Origin of the sequence: Comamonas sp. CAH-2 (assembly GCF_009668305.1) — a bacterium.
GTDB lineage: Bacteria > Pseudomonadota > Gammaproteobacteria > Burkholderiales > Burkholderiaceae_C > Comamonas > Comamonas aquatica.
The window spans coordinates 35,986-57,936 of sequence record NZ_VSWF01000017.1; the positions used below are offsets into that span (position 1 = coordinate 35,986).

20 protein-coding genes are annotated in these 21,951 nt (G+C 68.4%); 8 read left to right on the top strand and 12 right to left on the bottom strand.

Going from position 1 to position 21,951, the window contains the following annotated elements; all coding sequences use genetic code 11:
- Window positions 1-125 precede the first annotated feature (125 nt).
- The gene (locus FYM52_RS11025) at window positions 126-632 is read left to right on the top strand and encodes a flavin reductase family protein (RefSeq protein ID WP_279827166.1); all 507 of its coding nucleotides are present in this window, start codon (window positions 126-128) and stop codon (window positions 630-632) included.
- 81 nt (window positions 633-713) lie between these two features.
- Here FYM52_RS11025 and minE read toward each other — a convergent pair whose 3' ends face one another.
- From minE to FYM52_RS11045, 4 genes are all read right to left on the bottom strand, one after another.
- Complete coding sequence (gene minE / locus FYM52_RS11030; RefSeq protein ID WP_042412016.1) at window positions 714-977, bottom strand: cell division topological specificity factor MinE; 264 nt, start codon at window positions 975-977, stop codon at window positions 714-716.
- 6 nt (window positions 978-983) lie between these two features.
- Complete coding sequence (gene minD / locus FYM52_RS11035; protein WP_154164154.1) at window positions 984-1,796, bottom strand: septum site-determining protein MinD; 813 nt, start codon at window positions 1,794-1,796, stop codon at window positions 984-986.
- A 65-nt stretch (window positions 1,797-1,861) separates the two neighbouring features.
- Window positions 1,862-2,635, bottom strand: a complete 774-nt coding sequence (minC, locus tag FYM52_RS11040) for a septum site-determining protein MinC (RefSeq protein ID WP_154164131.1) — start codon at window positions 2,633-2,635, stop codon at window positions 1,862-1,864.
- Between the two features lie 121 nt (window positions 2,636-2,756).
- A complete protein-coding gene (locus tag FYM52_RS11045; protein WP_154164132.1) occupies window positions 2,757-4,841 on the bottom strand; it encodes an acetoacetate--CoA ligase in 2,085 nt (694 codons plus the stop codon).
- A 228-nt stretch (window positions 4,842-5,069) separates the two neighbouring features.
- On the opposite strand from FYM52_RS11045, the gene ubiM reads away from it, so the two are divergent.
- The 3 genes from ubiM (at window position 5,070) to FYM52_RS11060 (ending at window position 9,789) form a co-directional block, all read left to right on the top strand.
- The gene (ubiM, locus tag FYM52_RS11050) at window positions 5,070-6,356 is read left to right on the top strand and encodes a 5-demethoxyubiquinol-8 5-hydroxylase UbiM (RefSeq protein WP_154164133.1); all 1,287 of its coding nucleotides are present in this window, start codon (window positions 5,070-5,072) and stop codon (window positions 6,354-6,356) included.
- A gap of 245 nt (window positions 6,357-6,601) precedes the next feature.
- On the top strand, window positions 6,602-7,894 hold the full coding sequence (locus FYM52_RS11055) for a solute carrier family 23 protein (protein ID WP_042412024.1): 1,293 nt from the start codon (window positions 6,602-6,604) through the stop codon (window positions 7,892-7,894).
- A gap of 380 nt (window positions 7,895-8,274) precedes the next feature.
- Window positions 8,275-9,789: an acetyl-CoA hydrolase/transferase family protein gene (locus FYM52_RS11060; RefSeq protein ID WP_154164134.1), complete on the top strand. Its 1,515-nt coding sequence runs from the start codon at window positions 8,275-8,277 to the stop codon at window positions 9,787-9,789.
- 83 nt (window positions 9,790-9,872) lie between these two features.
- On the opposite strand, the gene FYM52_RS18730 is transcribed toward FYM52_RS11060, so the two are convergent.
- The 4 genes from FYM52_RS18730 to recQ form a co-directional block, all read right to left on the bottom strand.
- The gene (locus tag FYM52_RS18730; protein WP_162858920.1) at window positions 9,873-10,016 is read right to left on the bottom strand and encodes a hypothetical protein; all 144 of its coding nucleotides are present in this window, start codon (window positions 10,014-10,016) and stop codon (window positions 9,873-9,875) included.
- Between the two features lie 136 nt (window positions 10,017-10,152).
- Window positions 10,153-11,352 (bottom strand): threonine ammonia-lyase, encoded by a 1,200-nt coding sequence (locus FYM52_RS11065; protein WP_154164135.1) that lies wholly within the window; start codon window positions 11,350-11,352, stop codon window positions 10,153-10,155.
- A gap of 157 nt (window positions 11,353-11,509) precedes the next feature.
- Window positions 11,510-13,180, bottom strand: a complete 1,671-nt coding sequence (locus FYM52_RS11070; protein ID WP_154164136.1) for an acyl-CoA dehydrogenase family protein — start codon at window positions 13,178-13,180, stop codon at window positions 11,510-11,512.
- Window positions 13,181-13,270: 90 nt separating this feature from the next.
- Window positions 13,271-15,136 (bottom strand): DNA helicase RecQ, encoded by a 1,866-nt coding sequence (gene recQ / locus FYM52_RS11075; RefSeq protein ID WP_162524702.1) that lies wholly within the window; start codon window positions 15,134-15,136, stop codon window positions 13,271-13,273.
- Between the two features lie 206 nt (window positions 15,137-15,342).
- On the opposite strand from recQ, the gene FYM52_RS11080 reads away from it, so the two are divergent.
- The gene (locus FYM52_RS11080) at window positions 15,343-15,900 is read left to right on the top strand and encodes an acyloxyacyl hydrolase (protein ID WP_154164138.1); all 558 of its coding nucleotides are present in this window, start codon (window positions 15,343-15,345) and stop codon (window positions 15,898-15,900) included.
- Window positions 15,901-16,005: 105 nt separating this feature from the next.
- Window positions 16,006-16,431, top strand: a complete 426-nt coding sequence (locus FYM52_RS11085; protein WP_042412031.1) for a hotdog fold thioesterase — start codon at window positions 16,006-16,008, stop codon at window positions 16,429-16,431.
- A 70-nt stretch (window positions 16,432-16,501) separates the two neighbouring features.
- Here FYM52_RS11085 and FYM52_RS11090 read toward each other — a convergent pair whose 3' ends face one another.
- Together FYM52_RS11090 and FYM52_RS11095 are read right to left on the bottom strand one after the other, a co-directional pair.
- A complete protein-coding gene (locus FYM52_RS11090) occupies window positions 16,502-17,272 on the bottom strand; it encodes an aspartate/glutamate racemase family protein (RefSeq protein ID WP_154164139.1) in 771 nt (256 codons plus the stop codon).
- A 2-nt stretch (window positions 17,273-17,274) separates the two neighbouring features.
- Entirely contained in the window at window positions 17,275-18,156 is an 882-nt protein-coding gene (locus FYM52_RS11095; RefSeq protein ID WP_154164140.1) for an amino acid ABC transporter substrate-binding protein, read from the bottom strand.
- 299 nt (window positions 18,157-18,455) lie between these two features.
- On the opposite strand from FYM52_RS11095, the gene FYM52_RS11100 reads away from it, so the two are divergent.
- Complete coding sequence (locus tag FYM52_RS11100) at window positions 18,456-19,676, top strand: D-amino acid dehydrogenase (protein WP_154164141.1); 1,221 nt, start codon at window positions 18,456-18,458, stop codon at window positions 19,674-19,676.
- A 9-nt stretch (window positions 19,677-19,685) separates the two neighbouring features.
- On the opposite strand, the gene FYM52_RS11105 is transcribed toward FYM52_RS11100, so the two are convergent.
- Together FYM52_RS11105 and FYM52_RS11110 are read right to left on the bottom strand one after the other, a co-directional pair.
- Entirely contained in the window at window positions 19,686-20,585 is a 900-nt protein-coding gene (locus FYM52_RS11105) for a LysR substrate-binding domain-containing protein (protein WP_154164142.1), read from the bottom strand.
- A 169-nt stretch (window positions 20,586-20,754) separates the two neighbouring features.
- A complete protein-coding gene (locus FYM52_RS11110) occupies window positions 20,755-21,327 on the bottom strand; it encodes a cob(I)yrinic acid a,c-diamide adenosyltransferase (protein ID WP_154164143.1) in 573 nt (190 codons plus the stop codon).
- Between the two features lie 163 nt (window positions 21,328-21,490).
- Here FYM52_RS11110 and FYM52_RS11115 point away from each other — a divergent pair, with 163 nt between their 5' ends.
- Window positions 21,491-21,829 (top strand): EF-hand domain-containing protein, encoded by a 339-nt coding sequence (locus FYM52_RS11115; protein ID WP_045265755.1) that lies wholly within the window; start codon window positions 21,491-21,493, stop codon window positions 21,827-21,829.
- Window positions 21,830-21,951 lie beyond the last annotated feature (122 nt).

Here is a 21,951-nt window from a genome sequence, read left to right on the forward strand (position 1 = left end):
GCAGGTGACGCCCACCCGCGCCGCGGGCGGCCAGGCCGGCTAGCATCGGCACGCACATTAGCCCCACCCACACAGCGCTCTATCAGAGTTTGCATAATCTCCCACCTACTTAGATCAACGCTGTCGTGAATATCCCCTCTCTTGCGGCACCGCCCGACGCGGCCGCTTTCACCGAACGAGATTTCCGCAACGCCCTGGGCCAGTTCGCCACGGGCGTGACGGTGGTGACGACGGCGGATGACCAGGGCCGACCCGTGGGCATGACGGTGAGCTCCTTCAACTCGGTGTCGCTGCAACCCGCCCTGGTGCTATGGAGCCTGGGCTGCCACGCCGGCAGCTACCCGGTGTTTGCGCAGTGCACGCACTACGCCATCCACGTACTGGCCGCGCACGACAAACCGCTGGCGCTGCAGTTTTCCCAGCGCGGGGTGGACCGCTTTGCCGGCATCGCCTGGCAGCCCAACGCCCAGGGCGTGCCCGTGCTGGAGGGGGCTCTGGCCACCTTCGAATGCCGCGCGCGCAGCCAGTACCGCGAAGGCGACCACCTGATCCTGGTCGGCGAGGTGCTGGCCTGCCGCCACGCAGCCCACGCCACGCCGCTGCTGTACCACCGCGGCCGCATGCAGGACTGAGCGGCCCTTCACCATCTCCATCAAAAAACCGCAGCACCCGTGACCGGGCCTGCGGTTTTTTGCTGGGCTGGAAGCGGCGGGTCAGCGCACGGCTTCGGGCAGCTCGATCTTCACTTCCAGCACTTCCAGGTTGTCCTGGCGCTCCAGCTGGACCTTGATGTCCTCGGGGTTGATGGAGACGTACTTGGACACCACGGCCATCAGCTCGCGCTGCAGCGCGGGCAGGTAGTCGGGCTGCCCGCTGCCACCGCCCACGCGTTCGCGGGCCAGGATGATCTGCAGGCGTTCCTTGGCGACGGAGGCAGACTTTTTCTTCTCCCCCAGCAACATAGAAATGATGGACATGGCTGCTTACCTCCCGCCAAAGATGCGCTTAAAAAATCCGGGCTTTTGCGCATCGGTGAAGCGCATGGGACGCTCCTCGCCCAGAAAACGCGCCACCACGTCCTTGTAGGCTTCCGACACGTCCGAGCCGTCCATGTGCACGGCGGGCACGCCCTGGTTGGAAGCCTGCAGCACGGTCTCCGATTCCGGAATCACGCCGATCAGCGGGATGCGCAAGATGTCTTCGATGTCCTGGATGGACAGCATCTGCCCATCTTCGACACGGTTGGGGTTGTAGCGCGTGATCAGCAGGTGCTCCTTCACGCCCTCGCCACTGACCGCCTTTTCGGTCTTGGAGCTGAGCATGCCCAGGATGCGGTCCGAGTCGCGCACCGAGGAGACCTCGGGGTTGGTCACCACCAGCGCCTCGTCGGCGTAGTGCATGGCCATCAGCGCGCCGCTTTCGATGCCGGCGGGCGAGTCGCAGATGATGAACTCAAAGCCCATGCCCGCCAGATCGTCCAGCACCTTCTTCACGCCGTCCTGCGTCAGCGCTTCCTTGTCGCGGGTCTGCGACGCGGCCAGCACGAACAGGTTGTCGCACTGCTTGTCCTTGATCAGGGCCTGGTTCAGGTTGGCCTCGCCATGGATCACGTTGATCAGGTCATAGACCACGCGGCGCTCGCAGCCCATGATCAGGTCGAGGTTGCGCAGGCCGACGTCAAAGTCGATCACCGCCGTCTTGTGCCCCGACAGGGCCAAGCCGGACGCAAAACTTGCACTCGTGGTGGTCTTGCCTACGCCACCTTTACCAGAGGTCACTACGACGATTTTGGCCATGTTCAAAGGGTTCCTTCGCGAAGAATCTTGTTCGGATAATGTTCAATCGGCTTGCCGGATGGCACTCATGCTAAACGCATTGGCTCGATCACCAGCTTTTCACCCTCTAATCGGGCTTGGGCCGGCTTGCCGGCGATATCCTGGGGCAGGTCGGTCTCCAGCGCCCGGTAGTTGCCGGCGATCGACAGCAGCTGCGGCTCCATGCAGGTGCTGAAGATGCGGGCCTCGGTGTTGCCGCGCGCCCCCGCCACGGCGCGCCCCCGCAAGGGCGCATAGACGTGGACATTGCCGTCGGCGATGACTTCGGCGCCGTAGCTGACCACGGCCATGACCACCAGGTCGGTGCCGCGCGCATAGACCTGCTGGCCCGAGCGCAGCGGCTTGTCCACGATCAGCGCGTTCGGCGCGGGCGCCGGCACTTCGCGCACCACCTCGACCTCCACCGGCACCTCGCGGATGACTTCCACCTCGCGCACCTCCACCGCCGTGGGCTTGGCACGCGCCGGCTGGGCGTCCGGGGCCGGCATCAGGCCTGCCGCATGGGCGGCCGCCATCTGCGCGGGCGAGCCGCCGCAGACCGCCACCGGCAGGGTGCGGTGGCGCTTGAGCGCCTTGATCAGCTTGGGAAAGTCGATGTCCTCGGTGCTGTCGCGCACATGCTGCAAGTCGATCAGCACCGGGTCGTTGTCAAAGAAATCGGGGTCGTCCGCCAGGCGCTGCGCCAGGTCCCGGGTCAGGACGGCCACTTCGGTGTCCCGCAGCGCCACGGCCATCACGGGCAACTGGGCACTTTTGAGGTCAAAGCTGGAACGGGCGGTGCCCTGCGAGTCAACGGCCATGATGGGGAGTGCGGTTAGGGGAAGGGGCGCGAACTCAAAACGCGCCAAGTGTACCCCGCCAGCCTGTGCCCAGACCGTGCCCCCGGGGGCACGGCCAGGCCGCGGCGGGGCAGCCGGCGTCTCAGACCGCGGCGCTGGCGGGCGCTTGCTTGCGCTGCGCGTAGCGCACAAACCAGTCCAGGCTGCCCGGATTGGCCATGGTGTCCGGGTTCACCACCTTGGCCAGGGGCTGGCCCAGCAGCAGCTTCTTGATCGGCAACTCCTGCTTCTTGCCGGTCAGGGTGCGCGGGATCTCGGCCACCTGCAGGATCTCGTCGGGCACGAAACGCGGCGACAGCGCCTGGCGGATGGCCGCGGCGATCCGGGTCTGCAGCGCGTCGTCCAGCACCAGGCCAGCGCGCAGCACCACGAACATGGGCATGAAGCTCTCGCGCCCCAGGTACTCCAGGTCCACCACCAGGCTGTCCAGCACCTCGGGCAGGGCCTCGACGGCGCTGTAGATCTCGCTGGTGCCCATGCGCAGGCCGTGGCGGTTGATGGTGGCATCGCTGCGGCCATAGATGGTGCAGCCGCCGTGCGGCGAGACCTTGAGCCAGTCGCCGTGCCGCCAGACGCCGCCCATCGTGGCCGGGCCATCGCCGCCGCCGGGCTGGCGGCCGTGGCCGGCGGGGTACATGTCGAAGTAGCTGCCCAGGTAGCGCTGGTTGCCGCTGTCCCCCCAGAAGTACAGCGGCATGGACGGAATCGGCTGGGTGCAGACCAGCTCGCCCACAGCGTCGGTCACGGGCTCGCCGGCCTCATTCCAGGCCTCCACCGCCGCGCCCAGCATGCGGCACTGCATCTCGCCCGTGTACTGCGGCAGCTCGCGGTTGCCGCCGATGAAGGCGCCGCAGAAGTCGGTGCCGCCGGACAGGTTGTTCCACCAGATGTCCGGCGTGCCCAGGCGCGCGAACTGCTGCGTGCCCCAGGCCTGCACATCGGGCGCCAGGGGTGAGCCGGTGCTGCCCAGGCCGGTGATGCGCGACAGGTCCCCGCACTGGGCCAGGTCCAGGCCGGCCTTCATGCAGTTGGCATAGAAGGCCGCACCCGCACCAAAGCTGGTGACGCGGTGGCGCGCCGCAAAGCGCCACAGCACGCCCCAGTCCGGCTGGTCCTTGCTGCCGCCGGGGCTGCCGTCGAAGATCACGCAGGTGGTGCCGCCCAGCAGGCCGGCGACCTGGGAGTTCCACATCACCCAGCCAGTGGAGCTGTACCAGTGGAAGCGCTCGCCCCAGCTCTCGGGGTCGTAGCTGCAGCCCACGTCGTTGTGCAGGGCCTTCATGGCCAGGGCCACCAGCATGATGCCGCCGTGCCCGTGAACGATGGGCTTGGGCAAGCCGGTGGTGCCGCTGGAGTAGACGATCCACAGCGGGTGGTCGAACGGCAGCCACAGCGGGGCAAACGCCTGCACCGCGGCATCGTCGCGCGCCAGCACCGCATCCCAGCTGCTGCTGTCGGCCACCGGCTGGGTGGCATGCGGCGTGCGCAGCACCAGCAGGTGCTGCACGCTGGGCAACTGGGCGCGCAGCTCGCTGGCGATCTGGCCCCGGTCCATGGACTTGCCGGCGTAGTGCACGCCGTCCACGGCGATCAGCACCTTGGGCGCGATCTGCTTGAAGCGGTCCAGCACGGCCGCCGTGCCCATGTCGGGGGCGCACACGCTCCACACGCCGCCCACGCTGGCCACGGCCAGGAAGGCGACGATGGCCTGCGGGATGTTGGGCAGGTAGGCGGCCACGCGGTCGCCGGGCTGCACGCCCTGGGCCTGCAGGTGCAGCGCCAGCGCGGCCACCTGGCGGCGCAGTTCGGGCCAGGACAGCTCGGTCACCTGGCCCTGCTCGTTGTCGGCCACCACGGCCGGCATGCCGGCTGCGTGCGCGGCCTCCACATGGCGCAGCACCTGCTGGGCATAGTTCACCTGCGCGCCGGGAAACCATTGCGCCCCGGGCATCACGTTGCGCCCCAGGGCCGCGCTGTGCGGCGTGGGCGACTGCACCGCAAAGTAGTCCCACACGCTCTGCCAGAAGGCGTCCAGGTCCGTGACCGACCAGCGCCACAGCGCGTCATAGCAGTCGAAGTGCAGGCCGCGGTGCTGGGCCAGCCAGTGCTGGTAGCGGCGGATCTGGGGCGTGCGCGACACGGCGGCGGAAGGCGTTGATGTAAGCATGCGGTCAGCGTAGCGAGCGCCCCCCGGTCCCGCCATGCCAGCAGCCCGGATTGACAAACGGCGGGCGACGACCGTTGGTCAGCCCGCCGCAGAAGCCGCACCCACCCCATGCTATTGACGCAGTACAAGCCCGGGCCGCCCCAAACCGACGCACAATGGACGCTGCCCTTTGCCGGGGCACGCCCCAGACCGGGTCACAATTGGCCTACTTTCACCGTGATAGCACCCATGTCCATGCACACCGATGTCCTCATCGTCGGCGCAGGCCCTGCCGGCCTGTCGCTCGCCATCTCCCTGGCCCACGCAGGCTTGCAGGCCACGGTGCTGGAACTGCAGGGCGAATCCCAGCTGGCCCAGCCCGCTCCCGACGGTCGCGAGATCGCCCTGACCCACCCCAGCGTGCAGACCCTGCAGCGCCTGGGCACCTGGGCGCGGCTGGCCGACCACGAGATCGGCAGCATCCGCGAGGCCATCGTGCACGACGGCCCGGTGGGCCAGCGCTCCACCCTGGACATCGTGGCTGCCGGCAGCGGCACCGACTACCTGGGCCGCATCGTGCCCAACCACGCGCTGCGCCGCACCGCCTGGGAGGTCGCCAGCAGCACCGAAGGGGTGCGCATCATCACCGGCGCGCGCGTGACCCAGGTGCGCACCACGCCCACCCACGCCGAGGTGCACTACACCACCGAGGACCAGGGCGTGCGCGTCGACGCCGAGCCGCTGCAGGCCCCGCTGGTCGTGGCTGCGGACAGCCGCTATTCGGCCGTGCGCCGCATGCTGGGCGTGGGCGCACAGATGACCGACTTCGGCCGCAGCGTCATCGTCTGCCGCCTGAGCCACACCCAGCCGCACGAGGACAAGGCGCACGAGTGCTTCGGCTACGACCGCACCCTGGCCATCCTGCCCGTGCAGCCCGACCCCGCCACCGGCGAGCTGCTGTGCTCGGCCGTGGTGACCACCGATTCCGCCGACGCGCAGCAGCTGATGCAGCTGTCGCCCCAGGAGTTCGCCGCCCACGTGCAGCACCACTTCCAAAGCCGCCTGGGCGACATGCAACTGGTGGGCGAGCGCCACATCTACCCGCTGGTGGCCACCTATGCCCACCGCTTCAGCGGCGACCGCTGGGCCCTGCTGGGCGATGCCGCCGTCGGCATGCACCCGGTGACGGCGCACGGCTTCAACCTGGGCCTGTCCGGCGTGGAACGCCTGACGGCCGCCATCGTCTCCGCACGCGGCGCGGGCCAGGACTGGGGCCAGGCCGGCGTGCTGGCCAGCTATGCCCAGGGCCACCACCGCCATGCCTGGCCCATCTTCCAGGGCACGAACACGGTGGTGAAGCTGTTCACCGACGCGCGCCCCATGCCGCGCCTGGTGCGCCAGGCGGTGATCCAGGCCTCGCGCCGCATCCCGCCAATCAAGGCGGCCATCGTGGCCCAGCTCACCGGGCGCAGCCCCTGGACCCTGCTGGCCGATCAGCTGCGGCGGCCACCGTTTTTTCCGCGCAACAGCCGCTGACCGGCTGCCACTCAAAAACATGAGTGGCTTGCGCTGATGCTGGGCGGGTTTCGTGCCAAAAACACCTTGAAACCCAGCCACAACGCGCGCCAACAGCTCCTAAAAATAATGCCTTGCGCCGAGCGCCCTGGCACGCCGTCTGCTTGACCCCGGCAGACAGGCGCGCAGGGCTGCCTGGCGCGGGCATGTCGTGCGTGCAGGAAAGCCTCTAACATCGCGCCAGCAATTTTTACGGAGCAATACCAATGGGAATGTTTTCCTGGACTGAAAAGTCCCCCGCCGTGCTGCAGAACGGCGGCGTGATCGGCCCCGACGAGCGTCTGCCCTGGGCGCAGACCGGTCTGATGGGCATCCAGCACGTGATCGCCATGTTCGGCTCGACGGTGCTGGCCCCCATCCTGATGGGCTTTGACCCCAACGTCGCGGTGCTGATGAGCGGCATCGGCACGCTGATCTTCTTCCTCATCACCGGCGGCCGCGTGCCCAGCTACCTGGGCTCGTCCTTCGCCTTCATCGGCGTGGTGATCGCCGCCACGGCGTATGCGGGCCAGGGCGCCAACGCCAACATCGGCCTGGCCCTGGGCGGCATCATCGCCTGCGGCCTGGTCTACACCCTGGTGGGCGTGATCGTGCACCTGGTGGGCACCGGCTGGATCGAGCGCTTCATGCCCCCGGTGGTGACCGGCGCCGTGGTGGCCGTGATCGGCCTGAACCTGGCGGCCATCCCCGTCAAGAACATGGCGGCCAACAACTTCGAGGCCTGGATGCAGGCCGTGACCTTCGTGTCCGTGGCCCTGGTGGCCGTGTTCACCAAGGGCATGCTGCAGCGCCTGCTGATCCTGATCGGCCTGATCATCGCCAGCATCGTCTACGCCGTGCTGACCAACGGCCTGGGCCTGGGCAAGCCCGTGGACCTGGCCGGTGTGGCCAACGCCGCCTGGTTCGGCCTGCCCACCTTCCACGCCCCGGTGTTCAGTGCCAACGCCATGCTGCTGATCGTGCCCGTGGTCATCATCCTGGTGGCCGAGAACCTGGGCCACATCAAGGCCGTGACCGCCATGACCGGCAAGAACCTGGACCAGTACATGGGCCGGGCCTTCATCGGTGACGGCGTCGCCACCATGGTCTCCGGCGCGGCCGGCGGCACCGGCGTGACCACCTATGCCGAGAACATCGGCGTTATGGCCGCCACGCGCATCTACTCCACCGCCGTGTTCCTGCTGGCCGCCGTGCTGGCCGTGCTGCTGGGCTTCTCGCCCAAGTTCGGCGCCCTGATCCAGGCCATCCCCCTGCCCGTGATGGGCGGTGTGTCCATCGTGGTGTTCGGCCTGATCGCGATTGCCGGCGCCAAGATCTGGGTCGACAACAAGGTGGACTTCTCCGACACCAAGAACCTGATCGTCGCCGCCATCACCCTGATCCTGGGCACGGGCGAATTCACGCTGAAGTTCGGCGAGTTCGCACTGGGCGGCATCGGGACCGCCACCTTCGGCGCCATCCTGCTGTACGCCCTGCTGGACCGCGCCCGCAAGTCCTGAGGCCGGGGCGGCCCGCCCGCCCTGCATCCCCTGCACCGGTCTGCCCCTGGCAGACCGGTTTTTTTATGCCGATGCTGCACCGCAGCAACCGATAGGTGTTTACCCTAACCTTCATTGTGCGTGCGCACACTCTCCTGGAAACTCAATAAAAACAAGGTACTAGTCGCAGCTTTGGCAAAGCGGGCCACGCTGCAACCAAGGGTTAACACTGATACCATCGACGCCGGAGATTCGGGCCCACGGAGATGTACGCAGGCCAAGAAGCCGGACACCCCCGCAGGCGATCCGGCCCGGACGCACGGCGCCCCCTGCACACCTCTGTCGCCCTCGAAAAGCCGCCTGCCCAGGCGGCTTGTTTTTGCAAAGTTGGAGAAACCTCGATGAGCCTGGCAGAGCGCGTGCGCTACCCCCAATTCCACAACCGCATCATGACGGCCGAGGCCGCCGCGGCCCTGATTCCGCACGGCGTGAACGTCGGCATGAGCGGCTTCACCGGGGCGGGCTACCCCAAGGCCCTGCCCCAGGCGATTGCGGCCCGAGCCAAGGCCGAGCATGCCGCCGGCAAGCCCTACAAGATCAACGTCTGGACCGGTGCGTCCACCGCCAGCGAATGCGACGGCGTGATGGCCGAAGCCCACGCCCTGGGCCAGCGCCTGCCCTTCAACACCGATCCGACCGCGCGCAAGGCCATCAACAGCGGCGAGATCGACTTCATCGACATGCATCTGTCCCACGTGGCGCAGCATGCCTGGTTCGGCTTCCTGGGCCACATGCACGTGGCCGTGGTGGAAGTGCTGGGCGTGACCGCCGACGGCCTGCTGATCCCGTCGACCGCCGTGGGCAACAACAAGACCTGGCTGGAGATCGCCGACCAGGTGATCCTGGAGGTCAACACCAAGCCTCCGGCCAAGATGGAAGGCATGCACGACATCTACTACGGGACCGCCATCCCGCCGCGCCGCATGCCCATCAACATGACGCATGCCGACCAGCGCATCGGTGACCAGTACCTCAAGGTCGACCCCAACAAGGTCATCGCCGTGGTGGAAACCAACAAGGGCGACCGCGACAACGTGTTTGCCGCGCCCGACGCCAACTCCAACACGATTGCCGCCTCCATCATCGACTTCCTCGCGCACGAGATGCAGATGGGCCGCCTGCCCAAGGAGATGCTGCCCATCCAGTCGGGCGTGGGCAATGTGGCCAATGCCGTGCTGGCAGGCCTGCTGCATGGTCCTTTCGAGAACCTGCTGGGCTTTACCGAAGTGCTGCAGGACGGCATGCTGGACCTGCTGCGTGCGGGCAAGATGAGCAAGGCCTCGGCCACGTCCATTTCGCTGTCTGCCGCGGCCTACAAGGACTTCGAGGACCACATCGACTTCTACCGCGAGCGCATCATCCTGCGCCCGCAGGAAATCTCCAACCACCCCGAGCTGGTGCGCCGCCTGGGCATCATCGCCATGAACTCGATGATCGAGGCCGACATCTACGGCAACATCAACTCCACCCACGTCATGGGCACGGGCATGATGAACGGCATCGGCGGTTCGGGCGACTTCGCGCGCAACGGCTACCTGTCCTTCTTCGTCACGCCCTCGGTGGCCAAGGACGGCAAGATCAGCTGCATCGTGCCCATGTGCTCGCACGTGGACCACACCGAGCACGACACCCAGATCATCGTCACCGAACAAGGCCTGGCCGACCTTCGCGGCCTGTCGCCCAAGCAGCGTGCGCGCGTGATCATCGACAAATGCGCGCACCCGGATTACCGCGACCAGCTCAACGACTACTTTGACCGCGCCCGCGCCCAGGGGGCCCAGCACACGCCGCACCTGCTGACCGAGGCGCTGAGCTGGCACCAGCGCTTCATGGACACCGGCGACATGCGCGTCTGAGCCACGCCGCGCCCACAAAAAAACCAGCTGCCGTGCAGCTGGTTTTTTTTAGGAATGTGCCCCGCTGAAAAGCGCTTTTCAGCCTAGGCCATGGTGACCGCAATGAAGGCCAGCAGGAACATCATGGCCGCGCCCACCAGGGGCAGGACCACGGGAATCACGGGCACCACCGCTTCGACCGCATCTTCGGGCGGCTGGGGCGTGGCGGGATCATGGGACTCGTGCATGGGCGCAACCTCCTCACTGCAAAGCGTTGAACAAGGGCCGTCGCCGTCCAGGCGACCGGCACCGGTCCATTCTAGGCAGCCGGCCCGGTGCGCGCGCACTGGCTAACCCTGAGGCCGCGCCGCGCTGAAAAGGTCTTTACAACCGCACGGCCTCCATGCCGGCCGCGCGCAGCGCCTGCAGCACCTGCTCCACATGCGCCTGGTTGCGCGTCTGCAGCACCAGGTCGATGTCCACGTTCTGCGCCGCCAGCAGGGTGAAGGCGCGCTGGTGGTGCACCTCCTCGATGTTGGCGCCGGCCTCGGCCACGGTGGCGGTGATCTGCGCCAGCACGCCGGGCACATCGCGCGCGCTGACGCGGATGCGCGCCAGCCGCCCCGAGCGAGCCATGCCCCGTTCGATGATGGCCGCCAGCAGCAGCGGGTCGATGTTGCCACCCGACAGGATCAGGCCGATCTTGCGGCCCTTGAACTGCGCGCCATGGCGCAGCAGGGCCGCCAGGCCGGCGGCGCCCGCGCCTTCGACCAGGGTCTTCTCGATCTCCAGCAGCATCAGCACGGCCTGCTCGATGTCGCCCTCGTCCACCAGCAGCAGCTCATCGACCAGCTCGCGCACCACCTCGCGCGTGATGGCGCCGGCCGTCGCCACGGCAATGCCTTCGGCGATGGTGGAACTGCCCATGGGCAAGTTCTGGCCTTGCACGGCATTGACCATGGACGGGAAGCGCTGCGTCTGCACCCCGACCACGCGGATGTCGGGCTTGAGCGCCTTGGCCGCCGTGGCCACCCCGGCGATCAGGCCGCCGCCGCCCACGGACACCACCAGGGTGTCCAGGTCGGGCTGCTCGGCCAGCATCTCCAGCGCCAGCGTGCCCTGGCCGGCGGCCACGCCTTCGTCGTCGAAGGGGTGCACAAAGGTCAGGTTCTGCGCATCGGCCAGCGCATAGGCGTGCTGGCGCGCGGCCTCCAGCGTGTCGCCGTGCAGCACCACCTCGGCGCCAAAGCCGCGCGTGCGCTCCACCTTCACGCCGGGCGTGAAGCGCGGCATGACGATCACCGCCCGCACCCCCATGCGCTGGGCGTGGTAGGCCAGGCCCTGGGCGTGGTTGCCCGCGCTCATGGCGATCACGCCGCGCGCCTTTTCCTCGGCGGTCAGCAACTGCAGGCGGTTGCAGGCGCCACGCTCCTTGAACGAGGCCGTGAACTGCAGGTTCTCGAACTTCAGGAACACCTGGGCACCGACGATGTGCGAAAGCGTTTGCGACTCCACGCAGGGCGTGCGCAGGATGTGGTCGCGCAGGCGGGTGGATGCGGCTTGGATATCGGAATAGGTCAGCATGGTCTGCACATTCTGGCGCAAGCCCCGGCGGCATGGCGGCGCGGGGCGGGCAAAAAACTTTTCAGATTCAGGAGCATTTGGCGCGCGCATGGACTGCACTTCAGGCATGAAACTGCTTGAAAGACAGACTGCACGCGCGCCAGCTGCTGCATTCTTTTCAGTACGGCAGCGCGCGCTGCAGGATGGCGGCGCTGTCCAACCCCTGGACCGGGCTGGCGCCCAGCACCCCGCCGCTGGCGCAAGGACCGCAGCGCGTGGCGATGAAGGCATCGGCCACCGCCGCCGGGGCATGGCGGCGCAGCAGGCAGGCCTGTGCCACCAGCACCAGTTGCTGCACCCAGTGGCGCGCCTGGGCCTCCATCGCGTCGGGCGCCTGGCGCAGGGCCCGCTGCAGCCCCTGCGCCAGCGCATGCACGGCCGCGTGCAGCGGGGCATCGCCGGCCGCCTGCTGCTGCAGGTCGTGCAGCAGCAGCGCGGCGGCCTCCGGCTCGCGCGCCAGGGCGCGCAGCACGTCCAGGCACATGATGTTGCCCGCGCCCTCCCAGATCGAATTCACCGGTGCTTCGCGCAGCAGGCGCGGCATGACGCTGGTCTCCACATAGCCGTTGCCGCCCAGCACCTCCATGGCCTCGGCCACGCAGGGGATGGCCCGCTTGCAGACCCAGAACTTGGCCGCCGGCGTCAGGATGCGCTTCCACGCGCGCTCCAGCGGCTGGGCGTCATGCTCAAACGCCTGGGCCAGGCGCATGCCCAGCGTCATCGCGGCCTCGCTCTCCAGCGCCAGATCGACCAGCACGCTGCGCATCAGCCCGTGCGTGGCCAGGGACTGGCCGAACGCCTGGCGCTGACGTGCATAGGCCAGGGCCTGCACGGTGGCCGTGCGCAGCATGGCGGCACTGCCCAGCACGCAGTTCAGCCGCGTCTGGGACGCCATCTCGAGGATGGTGGGAATGCCGCGCCCGACTTCGCCGATCAGCAGGCCCCAGGCATCCTGGAATTCCACCTCGCTGCTGGCATTGCTGCGGTTGCCCAGCTTGTCCTTGAGCTGCAGGATGCGGATGGCGTTGCGCGTGCCGTCAGGCCGCCAGCGCGGCACCCAGAAGCAGCCGATGCCGTCGTCCGGCGCCACGCGCGCCACCACCAGGTGGGCGTCGCTGGTCGGTGCCGAGAAGAACCACTTGTGCCCGCGCAACCGGTAGGCCCCACCACGCCCGCCGGTGCCCAGGGGCGTGGCCGTGGTGGTGTTGGCGCGCACGTCCGAGCCGCCCTGCTTTTCCGTCATACCCATGCCCACCCACAGCGCCGTCTTCTCGGCCAGCGGCACATCGCGCGGGTCGTGGCTGCGGCTGAACAGCCCGGCCTGCACCTGGGCCCACAGCGCCGGTTCCCGGCGCAGCAGCGGGATGGCGGCCGTGGTCATGGTGGCCGGGCACAGCGTGCCCTGCTCCACCTGGCCGTGCAGGTAAAAGCCAGCGGCCCAGGCACTGAAGCGGCCGGGCTGCGCGGTGTCGAACGGCAGGCCGACCAGGCCCTGCTGCCGGTACAGCGCCAGCAGCCCATGCCAGGCCGGGTGGAAGTCCACGCGCTCGTCCAGCCGACCGCGCGCATCGAAGCGCTGCAACTGCGGGCCGTGGCGGTTGGCCTGCTCCGCCAGCGCCCAGGTGGCCGGCTGGCCCAGGCTCTGGGCATAGGCATCCAGCTGGGGCCACCAGGCCTGCGCCCCGGCGCGGCGCAGGGCGTCCTGCAGCGCCGGGTCGGACTGCAGCAGGTGGTAGTCGCGCAATTCATCCACCTGGTTGTGGATGTCGTGGGTGTCCCAAAGGTGCATGGCCGCTCCCGCGCTGTGGAGCGACCAGTCTAGAAGCTGCAAGCCCGGCGCAGCACCGGGTGAACACCAGCCCCGTGCCGGCGCCCTTCTTCAGCGGCTGGCGCCCACCACGCGCAGCACTTCCTGGCCGTAGGCTTCGAGCTTTTTCGCCCCGATGCCGCTGATGCCCTGCAGGGCTTCCAGCGTCTGCGGGTTGCGCTCGGCAATGCCGGCCAGCGTGGCGTCGTTGAAGATGACGTAGGCCGGCAGGTCGTGGGACTTGGCCACTTCCGAGCGCCAGGCCTTGAGGTTGATGAAGCGCGCCTGCGCATCCGGCCCCAGGTGCATGGCCGCCGCGCTGGTGGTGGCCCCGCGCTTGCCGCCGCGGCTGCGCGTGGCGGCCACGGATTCGCGCAGCAGCACCTGCACATCGCCGCGCAGCACGGCGCGCGACTGCGGCGTCAGCGTCAGCGTGTCGAAGACATGGCCGCTGTTCTCGCTGGTCACCTTGTGCAGGCCCAGGGCCCCCGTGGCCAGCAGCTGACGCATCACGCCGCGCAGCTGCTGCTCGGAATAGTCCTTGCCGATGCCGAAGGTGGAGATCTTGTCGTGCAGGAACTGCGTGACCTTGTCCGTCACCTTGCCGCGCAGCACGTCCATGATGTGGCCGGCGCCAAAGGTCAGCTGGCTCATCTCGTGCACGCGGAAGATGGTGGACAGCAGCTTGCGCGCGGCGTCCGTGCCGTCCCAGATGGCGGGCGGGTGCAGGCAGTTGTCGCAGTTGCCGCAGGGTTCGGACGCTTCCCCGAAGTACTGCAGCAAGCGCACGCGGCGGCAGTCCGTGGCCTCGGCCAGCGTCAGCAGGGCATCGAGCTTGCCGCGCAGCACGGCCTTGAAAGCCTCTTCGGCCCCGCCCTCGTCGATCATGCGGCGCTGGTTGACCACGTCCGAGATGCCATACGCCATCCAGGCCTGGGCCGGCAGCCCGTCGCGCCCGGCGCGGCCGGTTTCCTGGTAGTAGCCCTCGATGTTCTTGGGCATGTCGACGTGGGCCACAAAGCGCACATCGGGCTTGTCGATGCCCATGCCGAAGGCGATGGTCGCCACCATGACGATGCCCTCTTCGCGCAGGAAGCGGTTTTGGTGCAGCTGGCGCATCTCGGACGGCAGGCCCGCGTGGTAGGGCAGCGACTGGATGCCGTTGTCCTGCAGGGTCTGCGCCAGCTCTTCCACGCGGCGGCGCGACTGGCAGTAGACGACGCCGGCCTCGCCCTCGTGCTCGTGCTTGATGAAGCGCATCAGCTGGTGCGTGACGTCCTTCTTCTCGACGATGGTGTAGCGGATGTTGGGCCGGTCGAAACTGCTGACGAACTGGCGCGCGCCCTCCAGGTGCAGGCGCTCGACGATGTCGGCCCGCGTCAGCGCATCGGCCGTGGCCGTCAGCGCGATGCGCGGCACGCCGGCATAGCGTTCGTGCAGCACCGACAGCGCGCGGTATTCGGGCCGGAAATCGTGGCCCCACTGGCTCACGCAATGCGCTTCGTCGATGGCGAACAGGCCCAGCTGGCCCTGGGCGAACAGGTCGTCCAGCAGGCCCAGAAAGCGCGGCGTGACCAGGCGCTCGGGGGCCACGTACAGCAGGTTCAGCTTGCCGCACTGCAGCTGCCACTCGACCTCCTGGGCCTGGGCGTAGTCCAGCGAAGAATTCAGGTAGGCGGCCTCAACCCCGGCTTCGTGCAGCGCCCCGACCTGGTCGTGCATCAACGCGATCAGCGGCGAGACCACGATGGCCACACCGTGGCCCTGCTGCTGGCGCACGATGGCCGGGATCTGGTAGCACAGGCTCTTGCCGCCGCCCGTGGGCATCAGCACCAGGGCATCGCCCCCGTCCGTCACATGTTCCACGATGGCCTGCTGCGGCCCGCGAAAGGCGGCATAGCCAAAGATATCGTGCAAGACAGTGTGAACGGCGGACACTAGACAATCCCAACAGGCGGTGAAACAAAACGGCGGCCAGGCAGGGGCCGACCGCGTATTGTGCGCTGCACGACGCCCCGGCGGCGGCGCGCCTGGCTTTGACCTTCATCCACCCGCCGTGCGCTTTGGGGTCTTGACTGACAGCCTGGTGATGGGACTGTTCCGAACAATGGAGCATCGGGATTGCACCCTTTGCGGAGGTCTGTATGACACACATTCGACACTGGCTGGCCCTGGCATGCCTGGCGGGCTGCGCCCCCTTGCTGGCACAAACCACCTCCAGCTACCAAACCCCGACGATGTACCTGCAGGCCGGCGCTGGCGAGGACAGCAGCCAGGCCCTGGTGCTGGGCGTCACGCTGCCGTGGAAATCCTGGTCTTGGCCGCTTGGCGGGGGGCTGGTCCGCGGTCACTGGGACCTGTATGCCGGCGCTTGGTCCGGGCGGGACCTGGCCCAGGACCGTTTCCACACGGCCGTCATCGGCGCCGGGCCCAGCCTGCGCTGGCGCGGGCAGCAAGGAGCGTCGCCATGGTTCCTTGAGGCGGGCACCGGCCTCATGGTGTCCCACAAACACTTCTACGCCAGCGATGAGCGCATGGCCACGCGCTGGAACTTTGCCTCCCACATCGGGCTGGGCATGAACTGGGGCCCGCGCCAGGAGCACGAACTCTCGCTGCGCCTGCAGCACGCCTCCAACGCCAGCGCCAAAAAACCCAATCCGGGGGTCAATTTCCTGCTGCTGCGCTATGCCCACGCGTTCTGAGCACAGCCCGGCAGGTCCACGGCGGCGGGCTGTCTCGCCTAGCCAACAGCACCGCCTTCCGCAACGCCGCATCATGCGGCGTTGTCTATTTGCAAGGATGTGAACATGGCCCTCTGGCTCAAACCCGCGATTCTGGAAGAGATCAACGCCCGCAGTGCCGACACCGCCGTGGCCCACCTGGGCATCGAGATCACCGAGGTCGGCGACGACTACCTGGTCGGCCGCGTGCCGGTGGACCACCGCACCAAGCAGCCTTTCGGGCTACTGCACGGCGGCGTCAGCGTGGTGCTGGCCGAAACCCTGGGCTCCATCGCCGCCTTCCATGCCAGCCCCGAGGGCCACCTGGCCGTGGGCCTGGACATCAACGCCAACCACCTGCGCTCTGTGCGCAGCGGCTGGGTGACTGGTACGGCACGGCCCGTGCACATCGGCAGGACCACCCAGGTCTGGCAGATCGACATGGTGGACGAGCGCGGCCAGATGAACTGCGTCTCGCGCATCACCATGGCCATCCTGCCGCCCAAGGACTAAGGCCGGGCCCGATCCTGCGGGCCCCTGCGCCCGTGCAGACCACTGCCCCGCCCGCCGCAGTGCTCCGTGCTCAATGCACGCCAACCGTCTCGGGGGCGTAGGCGCGCTGCACCAGGGCCTGGGCCAGCACCCAGGCGGGATCGACCAGCACCGCCCCCTGCGCCTGCGGGGCCTGCGGCAGAGCCAGCGGAATTTCCGTGCAGCCCATGATGACCGGCACGTCCCCGTGCCGCTGCAGCATCTGCCCCAGCACCACGCCCAAACGCTGCTCGGCCAGGGCCATGTGGCCGCTCTTCACGCCCTGGTAGATGCCCTCCATGAGCTGGGCCACGCCCTGGGCATCGGGTACCAGGGGCTGGACCCCACAGGTACGCAGGGCCAAGTCGTACAGCCCCGTCTGGTAAGTGCCCGCCGTGGCCAGCACGATGGCCTGGCGCGCCCCCAGGGCCTGCACGTGGCGCGCGGTCTCCTGCGCAATGTGCAGGATGTGCAGCTGCGGAAACAGCGCCTGCAGCTGGGCATGCCAGACATGGGCCGTGTTGCAGGCCATGGCGATGCTGGCCACACCCAGCGCGGCCAGCCGCCCCACGCCCTGCTGCATGTGCAGGGCCGGCCCCGTCGGCGCCTGCGGATCGCCCAGCAACGCCTGGGAGCGGTCCGGAATCGGCATCTGCACCAGCCAGTGCTCCGGAAAGGCTTGGTCGCGGACTTCCTGGCCCTGCGCCCGCAGGTGGCTGCTGCAGGCCTGCACGAAGAGGCGCACGAAGTCGGCGCCCGCCGCCGGCCCCATGCCCCCCAAAATCCCCACCGCGCGCGGTGGGCTCCATCCCCCGGCAGTCATGGTCAGAACGCAGCCTTGTCGCTCAAGTCGCTCAGGTTCTGCTTGAGCTGCGTCGACATCGGCAGGCCCAGCGCGGCATTCACCGGCGGGATGGGCTGCATGAACCACTTGTCGTACAGCTGCGTGAACTGGCCGGACTTCATCAGATGGCCGATCACGCCATCCACCAGCGCCTTGAACTTGGGGTCGTCCTTGCGCACCATGCAGGCATAGGGCTCGACCTGCAGGGCCTGGCCCACCACCTCGTAGTCGGCGGGGCTGCGCGAGTTGGAGATCAGGCCGAACAGCAGGATGTCATCCATGCCGAAGGCCGCCGCGCGGTCGTTCTGCACCAGCAGGAAGGCGTCGGCGTGGTCCTTGGGCGTGACCATCTCCAGCTCCCACTTCTGCTCGGCATTCGCCTTGCGCAGCACCTGCAGGTTGGTGGTGCCGGCGGTCACGGCCACGGTCTTGCCCTTCAGGTCGGCATAGTCCTTGATGCCGGCACTCTTCTTCACCAGCAGGCGGGTGCCGGTGTAGAAATGGTTGATCGCGAAATCCACGTCCTTGGCGCGCGTGGTGTTGTTGGTGGTGGAGCCGCACTCCAGGTCGACCGTGCCGTTCATCAGCAGGGGAATGCGGTTCTGCGAGGTCACCGCCTGCCAGTTCACCTTCAGGTCGCTCTTGCCCGTGGCTTTCTTGACGGCCTCGACCACGGCGTTGCTGATGTCCACCGCCATGCCCACCGGCTTGCCCTTGTCCAGGTAGCTGAACGGCACGGAGGATTCCCGGTAGGCCATGGTGATCTGGCCGCTTTGTGCCACCTTGGCCAGGGTGTCGGCGTGTGCGCCGGCAACAGCGGCCAGACCCAGGCTGGCGCAGAGCAATGTGGAGCGAAGTTTCATGCTGTTCCTCTCAAGTGGCGGAAGTGGCTGCGAATGTGCAGGGCCAGTGTAGGAACGCGCTGCCGCCTTGTGCGATGCCAATCGACGGTAAACCCATGCCGGATATTTATGCTTTCCTCAGGGTTTCCCCAAGACAGGGCGGACTGTGTGTCGCGGCGGTGCAGACCGCCCGTTTGCGGGCATCCGGTCACTGCAGGCACGCCGCACACCCATAACCTGGGCGCATACCCCAGAAACAAAACGCCATGGCCGCACTCCCGCCCCCGCCCCTACAGTCGGGACCACAGGGAGAACAAGACATGCATGTGTGTATCGTGGGTGCGGGCATTGTGGGTTTGACGACGGCGTACGCCCTGCAGCAGGCGGGCTACCAGGTCACGGTGCTGGAGCGTGCGGCGCAGCCGGCCATGGGCGCCAGCGGCGGCAATGGCGCACAGCTGAGCTATTCGTACGTGCAGCCCCTGGCCGACCCGGGCATCTGGGCCAGCCTGCCCAAGCTGCTGCTGGACCCCGATTCGCCGCTGCGCTTTCGCCTGCAGGCCGACCCGCGGCAGTGGGCCTGGGGCCTGCAGTTCCTGGGCGCCTGCAACCGCCGCACCTCGGCCGCCAGCACCCAGGCCTTGCTGCAGCTGGCCACCGAAAGCCGCCTCGCCTTCGAGGCGCTGCAGGCGCGCGAGCAACTGGACTGCGACCACGCCACGCCCGGCAAGCTGGTGCTCTACCCGACCCAGGCCAGCCTGGATGCCGCGGCGCGCCAGGTGGCGCTGCAGGCCCGCCTGGGCGGGGCCGCGCAGCACCTCGTCAGCGCCGCCGAGGCAGCACGCATCGAGCCCGCCCTGCACCACTACGCCGCGCACATCGCCGGGGCGGTGCACACGCCCAGCGAGAGCGTGGTCGATGCGCGCGCGCTGTGCGAGCAGCTGGCCCGCGTGCTGCAGGCGCGCGGCGCGCAGCTGCGCTGGAACACCGAGGTGCTGTCACTGGCGCGCACGCACGACCGCATCACCGCCGTGCACACCGCGCAGGGGCCGCTGCAGGCCGACCACGTGGTGCTGGCCAGCGGCTGGGAAAGCGCCGAGCAGGCGCGCCGCGTGGGCGTGCGCATTCCGGTCTACCCGCTGAAGGGCTACAGCATCACGCTGGATGCCTCGGCCCAGCCCGAGGCCGCGCCCCGCGTCAGCGTGACCGACACGTGCCGCAAGGTGGTGTTTGCACGCCTGGGTGATCGCCTGCGCGTGGCCGGCATGGTGGAGATCGTGGGGGCCAACACCGCCGTGCACCCGGCCCGCATCCGCAGCCTGCAGCAGTCCACGCAGGCCGTGCTGCCGCAGCTGCGCCACGGCGACGCGGTGCAGCCCTGGACCGGCATGCGCCCGGCCACGCCCACGGGCCTGCCCCTCACCGGCCGCGCCGCCAGCGGGCCACGCAACCTGTGGCTGCAGACCGGCCACGGCGCCCTGGGGCTGACGCTGTCCTTCGGCTCGGCCCAGCGCCTGGTGGCCGCACTGGCCCAGGCCTGAGGGCCGGTCCTAGAGCAGCTCGCGCAGGGCCTTGCGCATCTCCTGCGTCATGGCGCGGGCCAGCACCGAGCTGGGCCGCTGCGCCAGGTGTAAGGCGTTCACGCTGACGGTGATGCGCGGCAGCAGGGGCAGCACGTGCACCTTGCGCTTATCGGCCGCCGAGGCCGTGCAACCGTCCACGATGGCAATCCCCAGCCCGTACTCCGCCATCGACAGGGCGGCGTGGTAGGTCTGCACCGTGACCACGGGCGACAGGCCCACGCCGTGTTCGCGGCAGGCCTGGTTGATGCGCATGCCCAGCGGGTCGCGGGCGTCCAGCGCCACCACCGGCAGGTCGGCCAGGTCCTGCAGCGCCATGCCCGCCGGCTTGATGCGCGAAGGCGGCAGCAGGCCCTTGGGCACGATGCAGTGCATGTCCACCTCGGCCAGGGATTCGCGCTCCAGCGCGTGCTGGCCGGCGGAGCTGATGACGAAGCCGACATCGGCCTCCTGCAGCAGCAGGCCGGACACCACCTGGGGCGTGTGCAGGGCCTGCACCGTGACCTGGACCTGGGGGTATCTCTGGCGGAAACCCGCGACGGCATGCGGCAGCACCTCGCGGCTGAGGGCGAACACCGTCAACACCTGCAGGCGGTCGGTGACGGCGCCGTGGCGCAGGCCCGCAGCCAGGCGCTGCACCTCGTCCAGCTGCTCGTACAGCTTCTCGACATGCGGGAACAGGGCCATGGCCTCGTTGGTCGGCGTCAGCCGCCCGCGGGCGCGCTCGAACAGGGCGAAGCCCAGCTGCAGCTCGGCGTGCTGCAGGGTGCGGCTGACGGCGGGCTGGGTGACGTTGATCAGCCGCGCGGCCGCGCTGACGCTGCCCGTCTGCATGACGGCATTGAACACCTCGATGTGACGTAAACGCATGCCCGGGCTCCTTGTTGCGGCCCTGTGATTCTGGTCGATCTGCCGCCCGCGCAGGGCCGCGCAACAAATCACAGAGCACCCGGCGCTTGTTTGGATTGGCTTTCAAGGCTTTTCAGCACCCAAAAGCGCGCACCAGCAGCGCCAGCCGCTCACTTTTTAAAACCAGCGATCAGGCGCCATCGTCCTGCATCTGCGCCAGGCGCTCGCTCTTCCAGTACACATCGTCGCCGCCGTCCACGCGGTTGAGCACGCGCGCCAGCACGAACAGCAGGTCCGACAGGCGGTTCAGGTACTGGCGCGGCGCAGCGCGCATGGCCTCCTGCTCCTGCAGGGCCACCACATGGCGTTCGGCGCGGCGCGCCACGGTGCGGCAGACATGGGCCTGCGACGCGGCGCGCGTGCCGGCCGGCAGGATGAACTCCAGCAGCCGCGGCAGCTGCGCGTTGTAGTGCGCCAGGGCCGTGTCCAGGTGCAGCAGCGCGTCGTCCTTGAGCAGCTCGTAGCCGGGCATGGACAGCTCGCCGCCCAGGTTGAACAGCTGGTGCTGCACCTCGACCAGCAGCGCGCGCACGTCGTCAGGCAGCGGCTCGCACAGCAACAGGCCGATGTGGGAATTGAGCTCGTCCACATCGCCCATGGCATGCGGGCGTCCGCTGTGCTTGGACACCCGGGTGTTGTCGCCCAGACCCGTGCTGCCGTCATCCCCGGTGCGGGTGGCGATTTGTGTGAGGCGATTGCCCATCCGAAAAACTCCTGCATGAACGCCCCGGCCGGGGCATTGCCGCGATTGTGCGTTACATAGCGCAGGCAGATGTTCACCCGGGAAACAGCCTGCAAAAAGCGTGGACATGCCCTGGCGCCCACGGTGCAATGCAAGCCTGTTGAACTTTCCCAGGAGCCTTGCCATGCCCACCAGCCGACGCCAACTGCATGCTTTCGATGTGCGCAGCGTACTGCTGTTCGCCAGTCTGACCCTGGGCGGCACCGCCGCCGTGATGGCCCAGGACCAGGGCACGCCCTCCTCCAGCACCGCCAGCGCCACAGCAAAGACCACCACGGCCACGCTGGCCATCACCCCGACGGCCGTGTTCAAGCGCGCCGACCGCAACCGCGACGGCCAGCTCTCGCGCGAGGAGGCCGAGCACCTGCCCAGCGTGGCCGCGCAGTTCGACCAATGGGACCGCGACGGCAACGGCCAGCTGTCGCTGCAGGAGTTCCTGCAACACACCCAACCTGCGCGCTGAGCGGCGCGTGCGGCCCGGCGCCCAGGCCGCCCCAGGGCCCCCGCTTGGCGAGTGCGGCCCCAGCCGATGGCGGGCGCAGCGCCCGCGGTGCCGGTGGTATTCTTTTGCCCCTGTCTTGGAGT

Bases quoted from the DNA above. Each gene is read 5' to 3' on its own strand.
- minE (WP_042412016.1), bottom strand. From the start codon at position 977: ATGTCCATCATTTCTATGTTGCTGGGGGAGAAGAAAAAGTCTGCCTCC.
- minD (WP_154164154.1), bottom strand. From the start codon at position 1,796: ATGGCCAAAATCGTCGTAGTGACCTCTGGTAAAGGTGGCGTAGGCAAG.
- minC (WP_154164131.1), bottom strand. From the start codon at position 2,635: ATGGCCGTTGACTCGCAGGGCACCGCCCGTTCCAGCTTTGACCTCAAA.
- FYM52_RS11045 (WP_154164132.1), bottom strand. From the start codon at position 4,841: ATGCTTACATCAACGCCTTCCGCCGCCGTGTCGCGCACGCCCCAGATC.
- ubiM (WP_154164133.1), top strand. From the start codon at position 5,070: ATGTCCATGCACACCGATGTCCTCATCGTCGGCGCAGGCCCTGCCGGC.
- FYM52_RS11055 (WP_042412024.1), top strand. From the start codon at position 6,602: ATGGGAATGTTTTCCTGGACTGAAAAGTCCCCCGCCGTGCTGCAGAAC.
- FYM52_RS11060 (WP_154164134.1), top strand. From the start codon at position 8,275: ATGAGCCTGGCAGAGCGCGTGCGCTACCCCCAATTCCACAACCGCATC.
- FYM52_RS18730 (WP_162858920.1), bottom strand. From the start codon at position 10,016: ATGCACGAGTCCCATGATCCCGCCACGCCCCAGCCGCCCGAAGATGCG.
- FYM52_RS11065 (WP_154164135.1), bottom strand. From the start codon at position 11,352: ATGCTGACCTATTCCGATATCCAAGCCGCATCCACCCGCCTGCGCGAC.
- FYM52_RS11070 (WP_154164136.1), bottom strand. From the start codon at position 13,180: ATGCACCTTTGGGACACCCACGACATCCACAACCAGGTGGATGAATTG.
- FYM52_RS11080 (WP_154164138.1), top strand. From the start codon at position 15,343: ATGACACACATTCGACACTGGCTGGCCCTGGCATGCCTGGCGGGCTGC.
- FYM52_RS11085 (WP_042412031.1), top strand. From the start codon at position 16,006: ATGGCCCTCTGGCTCAAACCCGCGATTCTGGAAGAGATCAACGCCCGC.
- FYM52_RS11090 (WP_154164139.1), bottom strand. From the start codon at position 17,272: ATGACTGCCGGGGGATGGAGCCCACCGCGCGCGGTGGGGATTTTGGGG.
- FYM52_RS11095 (WP_154164140.1), bottom strand. From the start codon at position 18,156: ATGAAACTTCGCTCCACATTGCTCTGCGCCAGCCTGGGTCTGGCCGCT.
- FYM52_RS11100 (WP_154164141.1), top strand. From the start codon at position 18,456: ATGCATGTGTGTATCGTGGGTGCGGGCATTGTGGGTTTGACGACGGCG.
- FYM52_RS11105 (WP_154164142.1), bottom strand. From the start codon at position 20,585: ATGCGTTTACGTCACATCGAGGTGTTCAATGCCGTCATGCAGACGGGC.
- FYM52_RS11110 (WP_154164143.1), bottom strand. From the start codon at position 21,327: ATGGGCAATCGCCTCACACAAATCGCCACCCGCACCGGGGATGACGGC.
- FYM52_RS11115 (WP_045265755.1), top strand. From the start codon at position 21,491: ATGCCCACCAGCCGACGCCAACTGCATGCTTTCGATGTGCGCAGCGTA.